This is a genomic window from Winogradskyella sp., assembly GCF_013042245.1.
Classification (GTDB): Bacteria; Bacteroidota; Bacteroidia; order Flavobacteriales; family Flavobacteriaceae; genus Winogradskyella.
Genome location: NZ_JABDQL010000141.1, coordinates 1 through 11,926 on the forward strand (window position 1 = coordinate 1; position 11,926 = coordinate 11,926).

13 protein-coding genes are annotated in these 11,926 nt (G+C 33.5%); 9 read left to right on the forward strand and 4 right to left on the reverse strand.

The features are described from left to right. Positions 1-187 precede the first annotated feature (187 nt). From ald to HKP48_RS11075, 4 genes are all read left to right on the forward strand, one after another. Complete coding sequence (gene ald, locus HKP48_RS11060) at positions 188-1,288, forward strand: alanine dehydrogenase (protein ID WP_296345805.1); 1,101 nt, start codon at positions 188-190, stop codon at positions 1,286-1,288. 90 nt (positions 1,289-1,378) lie between these two features. Then, positions 1,379-2,074: a zinc metallopeptidase gene (locus HKP48_RS11065; protein ID WP_296345807.1), complete on the forward strand. Its 696-nt coding sequence runs from the start codon at positions 1,379-1,381 to the stop codon at positions 2,072-2,074. A 96-nt stretch (positions 2,075-2,170) separates the two neighbouring features. Next, entirely contained in the window at positions 2,171-2,878 is a 708-nt protein-coding gene (locus HKP48_RS11070) for a Bax inhibitor-1 family protein (RefSeq protein WP_296345809.1), read from the forward strand. Positions 2,879-3,069: 191 nt separating this feature from the next. Then, complete coding sequence (locus tag HKP48_RS11075) at positions 3,070-3,525, forward strand: c-type cytochrome (RefSeq protein WP_296345811.1); 456 nt, start codon at positions 3,070-3,072, stop codon at positions 3,523-3,525. Between the two features lie 9 nt (positions 3,526-3,534). Here the strand turns inward: HKP48_RS11075 and HKP48_RS11080 are convergent, their stop codons facing one another. Both HKP48_RS11080 and HKP48_RS11085 read right to left on the reverse strand, forming a co-directional pair. Beyond that, positions 3,535-4,005, reverse strand: a complete 471-nt coding sequence (locus HKP48_RS11080) for an Lrp/AsnC ligand binding domain-containing protein (protein WP_296345813.1) — start codon at positions 4,003-4,005, stop codon at positions 3,535-3,537. A gap of 156 nt (positions 4,006-4,161) precedes the next feature. Beyond that, positions 4,162-5,526, reverse strand: a complete 1,365-nt coding sequence (locus HKP48_RS11085) for a saccharopine dehydrogenase C-terminal domain-containing protein (RefSeq protein WP_296345816.1) — start codon at positions 5,524-5,526, stop codon at positions 4,162-4,164. Positions 5,527-5,607: 81 nt separating this feature from the next. On the opposite strand from HKP48_RS11085, the gene HKP48_RS11090 reads away from it, so the two are divergent. Together HKP48_RS11090 and pckA are read left to right on the forward strand one after the other, a co-directional pair. Next, positions 5,608-5,997 (forward strand): DUF423 domain-containing protein, encoded by a 390-nt coding sequence (locus HKP48_RS11090; protein WP_296345818.1) that lies wholly within the window; start codon positions 5,608-5,610, stop codon positions 5,995-5,997. 65 nt (positions 5,998-6,062) lie between these two features. Next, positions 6,063-7,679: a phosphoenolpyruvate carboxykinase (ATP) gene (gene pckA, locus HKP48_RS11095; RefSeq protein ID WP_296345820.1), complete on the forward strand. Its 1,617-nt coding sequence runs from the start codon at positions 6,063-6,065 to the stop codon at positions 7,677-7,679. Positions 7,680-7,748: 69 nt separating this feature from the next. On the opposite strand, the gene HKP48_RS11100 is transcribed toward pckA, so the two are convergent. Next, on the reverse strand, positions 7,749-8,498 hold the full coding sequence (locus HKP48_RS11100) for a uroporphyrinogen-III synthase (RefSeq protein WP_296345822.1): 750 nt from the start codon (positions 8,496-8,498) through the stop codon (positions 7,749-7,751). Positions 8,499-8,515: 17 nt separating this feature from the next. Continuing rightward, the gene (locus tag HKP48_RS12315) at positions 8,516-9,169 is read right to left on the reverse strand and encodes a DUF4271 domain-containing protein (RefSeq protein WP_296436929.1); all 654 of its coding nucleotides are present in this window, start codon (positions 9,167-9,169) and stop codon (positions 8,516-8,518) included. Positions 9,170-9,273: 104 nt separating this feature from the next. Here HKP48_RS12315 and HKP48_RS11105 point away from each other — a divergent pair, with 104 nt between their 5' ends. Genes HKP48_RS11105 through HKP48_RS11115 form a run of 3 tightly spaced genes read left to right on the forward strand, consistent with a single transcriptional unit; the run spans position 9,274 to position 11,832 of the window. Further along, entirely contained in the window at positions 9,274-9,999 is a 726-nt protein-coding gene (locus HKP48_RS11105) for a polyprenol monophosphomannose synthase (RefSeq protein ID WP_296345823.1), read from the forward strand. Between the two features lie 3 nt (positions 10,000-10,002). After that, on the forward strand, positions 10,003-11,346 hold the full coding sequence (locus tag HKP48_RS11110) for a dihydroorotase (protein WP_296345824.1): 1,344 nt from the start codon (positions 10,003-10,005) through the stop codon (positions 11,344-11,346). A 3-nt stretch (positions 11,347-11,349) separates the two neighbouring features. Then, the gene (locus tag HKP48_RS11115; protein ID WP_296345825.1) at positions 11,350-11,832 is read left to right on the forward strand and encodes a DUF4296 domain-containing protein; all 483 of its coding nucleotides are present in this window, start codon (positions 11,350-11,352) and stop codon (positions 11,830-11,832) included. The last annotated feature ends 94 nt before the right edge of the window (positions 11,833-11,926 follow it).

Below are 11,926 nucleotides of genomic sequence, written 5' to 3' on the forward strand. Positions count from 1 at the left end.
ATATCAAAAATAGGTTCAAAAATCAAAGGTTTGAAAGTATCGAATCTTTAAAAGAATGGCTTCATAGCATGGTAGTCGAAATGGATAAAGAAACCATAAAATCTATCACGGGAAACCATCATTACCTCAACGCATTTAATACGGCATTTAAAAACTAAATTGGTATAATCTCAACACATCAAAGAAGATGAAAATTGGAATTCCAAAAGAAATTAAAAATAATGAAAGCCGTGTAGGAATGACACCGGCAGGAGTTTTCGAACTAACAAAAAAGAATCATACTGTATTTGTTCAAAAAGACGCTGGATTTGGCAGTGGGTTTTTTGATCAAGATTATAAAGATGTTGGTGCAATTGTTTTAGATACTATTGAAGATGTTTATGCATCAAGTGAAATGATTGTAAAAGTCAAAGAGCCTATTGCAGAAGAATATCCGCTTATAAAATCGCATCATGTTGTGTTCACGTATTTTCATTTTGCCTCTAGTGAACCTTTAACAAAAGCAATGCTTAAGAGCAACGCTGTTTGTATAGCATATGAAACCGTTGAAGATACCGATGGATCATTGCCATTATTAACACCAATGTCTGAAGTTGCTGGACGTATGGCTATTCAACAAGGGGCTAAGTACTTAGAGAAACCAATTAAAGGACGAGGCGTTCTATTAGGTGGTGTTCCAGGAGTACCACCGGGAAAAGTATTAGTGCTTGGAGCTGGAACCGTTGGGATACAAGCAGCGAAAATGGCTGCAGGTTTAGGTGCCCACGTTACAATTATGGATATCAATATGAAACAATTGCGTTATGTTAATGATGTAATGCCAAGTCATGTGGTAACAGAATTTTCTAGTGAATACAATATTAGAAAACGGATTAAAGACCATGATTTAATTATTGGAGGTGTCTTAGTTAAAGGTGCAAAAGCGCCTAAATTAATAACTAGAGATATGCTTAAGGAAATGAGGCCTGGAACTGTTTTGGTAGATGTAGCAGTGGATCAAGGCGGTTGTATTGAAAGTACAAAAGCAACAACTCACGAAGACCCAACGTACGTTATTGATGATGTGGTACATTATTGTGTGGCTAATATGCCAGGAGCAGTTCCTTACACTTCGACTTTGGCATTAACTAATGTAACATTACCCTACGTATTGAAATTGGCTAATTTGGGCTGGCGAAATGCATTAGCTAAAGATGAAGCATTAGCTAAAGGGCTTAATATTGTGAAAGGTAAAATTGTTTATGAAGAAATTGCAGAAGCTTTTAACTGGTCTGTTGAAGCGATGTAGTTTAATTAAGACTGACAAAATTTCTTAACAACCCTTTGGCTTACTTTTTGCTAGGGTTATAATAACTTTATAATTCGAAAAAAGAAAACTATGTTAGGATATTATATATTAATAGGAGCAATTGCACTTGTCAGTTGGTTAGTGAGTAACAAACTAAAGCAAAAATTTGCTTTTTACTCAAAACGACAATTACAAAATGGTATGTCTGGTCGTGAAATTGCAGAAAAAATGTTAGCGGATAATGGTATTTATGATGTTGAAGTCATATCAGTCAGAGGTCAATTAACTGATCATTACAACCCAAAAAATAAAACCGTTAATCTTAGTGAAGCTGTTTACAATCAGCGTAATGCTTCTGCGGCTGCCGTTGCAGCTCATGAGGTAGGCCATGCTGTGCAACATGCAACTGCTTATGGTGCTTTGCAAATGCGTTCGCAACTAGTACCAATTGTTAGTATTACTTCAGGGATGAGTCAATGGTTAGTTATCGGTGGTTTAATTTTAGGAGCTGCAGCAGGTGTAGGATTAGGCTATTGGGTTGCTGTGGCTGGATTAGTATTTATGGGAGCAGCTACATTATTTAGTTTTATAACATTACCAGTAGAATACGATGCTAGTAATCGTGCATTAGTCTGGTTAAAAACCAAAAACATGGTAAACCAACAAGAATACAAAGGCGCTGAAGATGCTCTTAAATGGGCTGCTAGAACCTATTTGGTTGCGGCAATTGGAGCTTTAGCATCATTATTATATTGGGGATTACAAGTTTTTGGTGGAAGAGATTAGTCTAGGTTATTTATATAAAAAAAGCTCTGAGAAATCAGAGCTTTTTTGTTTCTATTTAAGAAATCACTTACATTTATAAAAAACTAATCAATTTTTATGGAAAATCAAGTGCAAGGTCCAATTTTAGTTGGCCAATTAGAAGATAGTGAAAAGGCAACTTTCTATCGCAAAACATACATGCATGTGGCATGGGCAGTTTTGGCATTTACTATGCTCGAGTATATATTTATTACAATCTTTGAAGACACTGTTGTAAATCTAATAAACCTAATGTTTGCCAATAATTTTTCTTGGTTAATCGTATTAGGCCTTTTTTGGGTAGGAAGTTCTATGGCAGATAAACTAGCACATCACGAGTCTCGACAGACGCAATACATGGGCTTAGGTTTATACGTGTTATTAGAGGCGATTATCTTTTTACCAATGATTTACTATGCAGCTTATTCATCTACAGGCACTGATATGTTAACGCAAGCAGTTATAGTTACATTTTGCCTTTTCGGAGGATTGACAGCAGTTGTATTTATGACTAACAAAAACTTTTCGTTTTTAAAAACGGGATTAGTAATCGCGAGTTTTATTGTTGTAGGATTAATTGTAGCAGGAAGCTTGTTTGGTTTTAATCTTGGTTTATGGTTTTCAATGGCTATGGTGGTTTTTGCTGGTGCAGCTATATTATACCAAACTTCAAAAGTAAAATATGAATATACAGAAGATCAATACGTTGGTGCAGCCTTAGGTATTTTTGCAGCTGTGATGTTATTGTTTTGGTATATCCTTCAGATATTTATGTCAAGAGATTAATTATATAGATTACAAATAGATTTTAAAAAGGTTCTGAAAATTCAGAGCCTTTTTTATTTGTATTAATTTAGTATCTAAAAGACTTTAGACTAGTGATAAATTATTAAAAATAAGTCTGTTATGTGACATTTGTCACAGAGTATAACAACATGATTTAGGATATTTAATGTACAATTAAATCCAAATCAGTTATGAAAATAATTTTTATAATCTTAGTATTCGTTTTTGGTTTATTAAGTTGTAATAATTCCAAAAATTTCTCCGATATATCTCAAGAAGTGAGTTACTCAGCTAAAAAATCTCATCCAGGAAAAACACTTATGGAAAACAAATGTTACGTTTGTCATAGTCTAACAGCAGCCCACGATAATAGGTTGGCGCCGCCTATGATTGCCGTAAAAAAACATTATATAAATGATAACACTACTAAATTAGAGTTTACTAAATCTTTGAAAGCTTGGGTAAAAAATCCTAACGGAGTTGACGCTAAAATGTTTGGTGCTATTAGGCGATTTGGAGTTATGCCAAAAGCTGAATATTCTGATGAGGTGATTACTCAAATAGCAGATTACATTTACGATAATGATATAGAATCTCCAAAATGGTTCGAAGAACATTACAAAAACCAAAAAGGAAAAAGAAACTAAAGCTAAGGATTAGATTTTTATTTGTCTATCAATCTGTTGCTGTAAGGATATAAAAGTTTCAGTTCGGGAGACACCTGATATACTCTGAATCTGAGTATTTAATACATACATTAAGTGTTCATTGTCTTTGGCTAGTATTTTTATAAAGATACTCCAGTTACCCGTGGTGTAGTGACATTCTATAACTTCGGGGATGCGTTTTAGTTGTTTTACAGCTTCAGGATTGCTTACAGCTTTATCTAAGTATACACCAACAAATGCCATAGTTGTGTAACCCAAAACTTTAGGATTAACAATAAACTTTGAACCTGATAGAAGTCCAGATTTTTCCAATTTTCGGAGTCTTTGATGAATTGCAGCTCCGGAGATACCAACATTTCTGGCAATTTCTAAAATGGGTGTACGAGCATCTTCCATAAGTGCCCGAAGTATCTTTTTGTCAATGCCATCTATAAAAATACCTTTATCGTTAACTTTCACAGTGATTTTTGTTTTAATCTGAAAGTCAAATGTAAAAAATTAATATTAATTGTAAGTCTGCGTTAAGGATGGTAGTGAAAATCCCGCAGCGTAGCGAGGAATTGTAAAGAACAGCCTGACCACCCTTTTTTAGCGCAGTAACGCCAAAAAAAATAATTATCTATTTAGCGGATTGTAGCCTAAGTACTCTACTTCTTTTTCTGTAAATTGAATACCGTATTCTTTAAGCTCTTCGAGAATAGGCGAGTACACTTCTTTGGTGATAGGTATTTGTACGCCAGGAGTTTTTATTTTTCCGTTAAGTATATCTAAAGCTGCTATTGCTACAGGTAAACCAACTGTTTTTGCCATAGCAGTGTAGGTTTGGTCTTCTCCGACTACAACCATTGTAGAGTCTATTTGATATTGTTCCCCATTGCGTTCATAACCAAACTTATGGTACATAACAATCATATCTTTATCGTCTTGACTTAAAGTCCAACTATCCATTAATATCTTTTGAAGAATTTGTGCAGGTGTCGCTTTTTTTAGCTCAACCATCTTTGTACTACTGAAAATATCTAGTTCCAGAAATTTATCCCAAACAATGTCGTCTTGGTCAATTTTCAGGGCATGTCTAAACTTCAATTCTACCGAGTCGGTTGGACTGTAAGGAAGAAAAGCATTAACAAAATTACGATAGCTCATGTTTTCGCTATCATCGATGGTATAGCTATCGTCCGTCATACCTAATTGCACGAAAACATTCCACGCACGACTAAAGCCCACACGTCTCATAGTACCTCGATATAGGGTTTTAATATGTTCTAATCCGTAAACGTTCTGATATTTTAAGGAATCTCGATTGGCATAAGCCTCAAAACGACCGTAGTTGTCTATTTCTAAAAATTCGGTACGTCTAAACAATCGATTATAAGGAATATATTTAAACTGATTTTCTTGTAGAAACTTTGCTGCACCACCTTGTCCAGCAGTAACGACATTCCTTGGGTTCCAAGTGAACTTATAATTCCAAAGATTATTGTCACTTTCTGGAGCTACCAGACCACCTGTAAACGACTCAAACAAAATCATTTTACCACCATTATCTCTAATATGGTCAATAACTTGCATGGCACTCATGTGGTCAATGCCTGGGTCAACACCAATCTCATTCATAAAGACCAAATTATTGGCTTTTACTTCCTCGTCCAAGGCTTGCATCTCTTCACTAACATACGATGCAGTCACCATATGTTTAGCATATTTAATACAGTCCTTGGCAGCCTCAATATGAAATCTCGCTGGTAGCATGGATATAACAATATCAGCTTTTTTAATAGCCTTTGTTCGTGAATCTCCATTAAAAACATCTAAATGAACAACAGAAACATTTTTGTCTGTAGTAACTAGTTTTTTTGCATTATCAATATTCAAATCTCCAATAGTAATATGAAGATTTTCGGTTGAAGATTTATCTAATAAATATTTTATGAGGTAAGAAGACGATTTCCCTGCACCAATAATTAAAATCTTTCGCATAGTGGCTTAATATAACTAATTTTGTTAACTACTAATGTAATAAATTCGATTTCGATTTAGAGTCAAAAACCAACTTTAATTATGAACAAAAAACTATTACTTACAGGAAGTATCTTTGGAATTTTCGCAATTATTTTGGGCGCATTTGCTGCTCATGGGTTAGAGAAACTAGTTGATGAAAATTCTATAAAATCATTTGAAACAGGTGTACGCTACCAAATGTATCACGCTTTTTTATTACTTATATTGGGACGTAGTTCTTTTTTGCCTGAAAAGGTAAAATCTAGAATATGGATATTGACGATTGTTGGGATATTTTTCTTTTCTTTTTCAATCTATGCATTGGCAACAAATAGTTTAACCAGTTTTAACTTTAAAACCATTGCTTTTATAACACCAATTGGTGGATTAATACTTATTTTGGCTTGGGTTTTAATGTTGATTACTATCTTAAAAACTAAAACTGATTAACAGTTTTGCAACGTTATGTTCTAAAATAAAGTTTTATTTTTACAGCCTAATACAACACAAAAAATATGGTAAATTCAGACCAATCTACGAAAACGATTTCGTTAGAAAAGTATGGGATTAAAAATGCAAAAGTTAACTATCAACTATCTCCAGATGAATTACAGTCAAAAACTGTTGAAAATGGACAAGGTGTAGAAACTGCTAATGGGACTTTAGCCGTAAATACAGGTGAGTTTACAGGCCGTTCTCCGATGGATCGTTTTATTGTAAAAGACAGTATTACAGAAGATCGTATTTGGTGGGGAGACATCAATATTCCTTTTCAGAGCGATAAATTTCAGAGGTTATATGACAAGGTGGTTAAGTACCTATCTGAAAAAGAGGTATTTGTTAGAGATAGCTACGCTTGTGCTGATGAAAATTATAAATTAAACATCAGAGTTATTAATGAGTATCCTTGGAGTAACATGTTTGCCTATAACATGTTTTTACGCCCAACAGAAGAAGAATTAAAAGATTTTACACCAGAGTGGACTGTTGTTAATGCACCTGGTTTTATGGCGGATGCTGAGGTTGATGGTACACGTCAACATAATTTTGCAATTTTAGATTTTACTCGCAAAATTGCTTTGATAGGCGGAACAGGTTATACTGGGGAAATAAAAAAAGGTATTTTTTCTGCGTTGAATTTTATTCTGCCAGTATTTAAAAACACCTTACCAATGCACTGCAGTGCTAATGTCGGTATAGAAGGTGATACTGCTATTTTCTTTGGGCTTTCCGGTACCGGAAAAACAACATTATCTACTGATCAAGATAGAAGTTTAATAGGAGATGACGAACATGGTTGGACGAGTGAAAACATTGTTTTTAATTTTGAAGGTGGTTGTTATGCAAAAGTTATTAATTTATCACAAGAGCAAGAACCAGAAATTTATGGTGCTATCAAAAAAGGTGCAATTTTAGAAAACGTCATTCTAGATGATAAAGGTGAGGTAGAATTTGCTGATACTTCGATTACGCAAAATACTAGAGTAAGCTATCCAATTTATCATATTGAGAATATTAAAATACCGTCAATTGGTAAGAATCCAAAAAATATCTTCTTCTTAACGGCGGATGCTTTTGGTGTTTTGCCTCCAATATCTAAGCTTACACCAGCACAGGCAGCGTACCATTTTATATCGGGTTACACTGCAAAAGTTGCAGGTACAGAAGCAGGTGTTGTTGAACCTCAACCTTCTTTTTCAGCATGTTTTGGAGCACCTTTTATGCCACTTCATCCTACGAAGTATGCAGAAATGTTGAGTAAAAAAATGAAAGATTCTGGAGTTAACGTTTGGTTGGTTAATACAGGTTGGACAGGTGGTCCTTATGGTGTTGGTTCTCGTGTAAAGCTTAAATATACACGAGCAATGATTAATGCAGTATTAAATGGAGATTTAGGGCTTTATAATTACGAAGATTACCACATTCATTCTGTTTTTGGTGTAGCGCAACCAAGAGAGTGTCCAGGAGTGCCTACGGCGGTATTAAGTCCAAGAACAACTTGGAATGATGATGCAGCGTATTATAAAATGGCATTTAAATTGTCTAATGAGTTTAGAAAGAATTTTAGACAATTTGAAGACTATGCTTCTGAAGAAATCAGAAGAGGTGGCCCACAACGTTATGCATTTTAGAAAATAATCTTTAAGCAAAAAAAGCGATTCAAAATTTTGAATCGCTTTTTTTATAGCTATAATTGGATATTACTTTCCTTTATTAACTTCGTCTATATATTTTTTCAACGCCATAGTCATTGAAGGTGTTTCAGGAGTTGGTGCTGCAATATCTACTCGTAACCCTTTTTCTTCAACAGCTTTTATAGTTGTGTTTCCAAATACAGCAAGACGTGTTTCATTTTGTTTAAAGTCTGGGAAATTCTTAAATAAAGAATCAATACCAGATGGACTAAAAAACACCAAAATGTCATAAGTTACATTCTCTAAATCAGATAAATCACTTATTACTGTTTTATAAAATGTAGCTTGCGTCCATTTAACACCTAAATTATCTAAGGTTTCTGGAATAATAGGTTTTACTTTATCTGTTGTTGGTAACAAAAATGTTTCGTCCTTGTATTTTTTTATAAGAGGAGAAAGCTCATTAAAAGTTCGCTTACCAACATAAATTTTGCGTTTTCTATAAACCACGTATTTCTGTAAGTAGTATGCTACAGCTTCAGACTGACAAAAATATTTCATCGTATCTGGAACTTTAAAACGCATTTCTTCAGCTACTCTAAAGAAATGGTCTACAGAGTTACGACTTGTTAGGATAATAGCAGAGAATTTAGAAAGGTCAATTTTTTGTTGCCTGATGTCTTTTGCTTCAACACCTTCAACATGTATAAACGGTCTAAAATCTACCTTGACCTTTTGACGTTCTTGTAAATCGAAATAAGGAGAATTCTCAATTTTAGGTTCTGGTTGTGAAACCAATATCGTTTTTACTTTCATGGGCGAAACGCTTTTTTTTAACCGAAATAATCTTTAAATACCTTATATAAAATAACATAAGGTCCAATTTCGAGAGCGCAAAGATACAATAAAAAATAGAAAAAATTATGAATTACTTCTTTTTGATAGGGTTTTAAAAATCGTATAAATCCACTGAGATTTATTAAAAATAATAGGCTTAAGCTTACATATATTGTAAGTTTTTTATCTAAATCACTAAATAAAAGAAGGATGTTTATTAAGACTAGGATAAGCCCAGAGATGTACTTAAAGCTATTTTTGTGTAATAGGTATATTTTTACTAAATCTAAAAATTCAAAATAATAACCAACAACTCGCTCTAAAAAAGATTTTAAGATAAGAATTATTATAAATACCAAAACTATAGATGGTAAAACGGAATAAACCTCAAATGTTTGAGTTATTAAGTTTTTTAGAATCAGAAAACTAAAAATTCCTGCTGATATAATAAAATTTGCAAAAAGAAGTATATTAAAAAAATCGAATTCTTTTCTCTCACGAGCATATAATTTTAGGTACTTAATATTATAGGTAACAGACAAAAAATCATTAAATCGTGTAGTAAACAACTGCCTTGTAGCAACAAGAAGTAACAAACAAACCAAAATTAGTCCTGTAAATAGATCTTGTGTAAAATACTCTCTTAGCATTGGGCTAATTTATAAATAAAAGTTCGGAATAGATTTTAAATTCTAAAAGCAAAATAAAAGGATATTGTTGTTCAAAACTTTACATTTGTCAAAAGTGAAAATGCATGAGTGATGCTATTGTCATTATACCAACTTACAACGAGAAGGAAAATATTGAACCTATAATTGAGGCCGTTTTTGCGTTGTCAAATTTTTTTCATGTTTTAGTTGTTGACGATAACTCTCCAGATGGTACAGCAGCTCTTGTAAAAAAGATGCAATCTGTTTTTTTAGATAAATTATATTTGCTTTCTAGGTCTGCTAAAAATGGTTTAGGCACAGCATACATTGATGGTTTTAAATGGTGCTTAGAAAGAGATTACGATTACATTTTTGAAATGGATGCCGATTTCTCTCATAATCCCGAAGATTTAGTTAGGTTATACCAAACGGTCAGTACTACAGACGCAGATGTAGTTGTAGGTTCAAGATATATTAAGGGAGTTAATGTTGTAAACTGGCCTTTGACTCGTATTCTCTTGTCCTATGGCGCTTCTCTGTACGTTAAATTAATTACAGGGATGCGTGTGCAAGACCCAACGGCAGGTTTTGTCTGCTATAGCCAAAAAGTATTAAAGGCGATAAACCTAGATGAAATAAAGTTTATCGGTTATGCGTTTCAGATTGAAATGAAGTTTAAAGCCTTTAAAAAAGGTTTCAAAATTGTTGAGATTCCAATTATCTTTACAGACCGAATAAGGGGCAAGTCTAAAATGTCTAGCGGTATAATTTCAGAAGCCATTTTTGGAGTTATAAGTATGAAATGGAATAGTTTATTCAATAAAAATTAAATAATGAGCAAACAAACTCTTATAAAGAATGCCAAGATCGTAAACGATGGTGTTATTACAGAAGGTGATATTCTAATAAAAGACGATATAATTAAGGAAATTAATTCGTCTATAAGTGTAAAGTCGGCAGATGTTAAAGTTATTGATGTTGAGGGTAATCACGTTTTTCCTGGGATGATTGATGACCAAGTACATTTTAGAGAACCTGGCTTAACGCACAAAGCCAATATTGAAACTGAATCTAAGGCAGCCATAGCAGGAGGTATCACATCTTTTGTGGAGATGCCAAATACCAATCCACAAACGACAACTATTGAAAAGCTTGAAGAAAAATTTGCAATTGCAGCAAAATCGTCTTACGCCAACTATTCTTTTATGTTTGGTGGTACTAACGACAATCTAGAAGAGATTTTGAAAGTTGACCCAAAATCTGTTGCTGGTCTAAAACTGTTTTTAGGGTCGTCTACAGGGAATATGCTAGTTGATGACCCACAAGTTTTAGAAAGAATATTCTCAAGTACCGATATGGTTATTTCTGTGCATTGCGAAGATGAAGCAACTATACGTAAAAATCTAACTAAATATAAAGAAGAATATGGCGATGATATCCCTATGGAGTTTCATCCTATTATAAGAAGCGAAGAAGCATGTTATTTGTCTTCTTCAAAAGCTATTGAATTGGCAAAAAAAACAGGAGCAAGATTACACGTTTTTCATCTATCAACAGCAAAAGAAACAGAGCTTTTTACCAATAAAATTCCATTGAAGGATAAAAAAATCACTGCAGAAGTTTGTATACATCACCTTTGGTTTTCTGACGAAGACTATAAAACTAAAGGCAGCCGTATTAAATGGAATCCCGCTGTAAAAACTGCCAAAGACAGAGACGGATTATGGAAAGCGCTTTTAGATGACAGAATTGACGTTATTGCTACAGACCATGCTCCACATACAATCGATGAAAAGAATAACCCTTACACAACGGCACCTTCTGGCGGGCCATTGGTTCAACATGCCTTTGTAGCCTTATTGGAAGCTTACCATAAAGGTAAAATTTCATTAGAAGTTATTGCTCAAAAAACAGCGCATAACCCAGCCATTCTATTTGATGTTGAAAAACGCGGCTACATAAAAGAAGGCTACTATGCAGACTTAATTTTAGTAGATTTAAATAACCCTTGGACAGTAAACAAGGAAAATATTCTTTATAAATGCGGATGGTCTCCTTTTGAAGGCAATACCTTTAAAAGCCGGATTACGCACACTTTTGTAAATGGAATATTGGCTTACAATAATTTTAAAGTTATGGATGTTAAAGCTGGTAAACGCTTAACTTTTGATAGGTAATTAATGAAAAAATTTTTAGCCATATCAGTTGTTGTTTTGTTGGTTTTAGGATGCGAGCCAAATCTAAAACCCAAAAAGCCAGACAATCTTATTCCTAAAGAGAAGATGACAAATCTACTTTACGATATGTTTATTACAAGTTCGGCAAAAGGTATCAACCGCCCAAAATTTGAAAAGCTAGGTCTTAATCCTGAAACATATATTTTAAAAAAATATAGTATTGATAGTTTACAGTTTGCAGAAAGCAATAACTACTACGCGTACGATATTAAGATTTATAAATCTATGATAGAAGATGTAAAAAGAAAAATATCTGCTGAGAAAGAAAAGTATGTAGCCATTGATAAAGAAGAACAAAAGGAAAAAGATCGCAAAAAGGATTCTTTAAAAAAGCTGCTACAACGATTAAAGGTAAATCCTAATTTAGAAGTAATTAAGCCAAAGAAAAAGAAGAAAAAGACACTTTCCCGCGAAGTGTGTAAGTAAAATTTACAGGATTAGCTTTTTCATAGTTTAATTCTGTTTTCAAATATAGCTAAAAATTGGTTTAAAATGATTCCCCAATTTCTAATAGGCATTT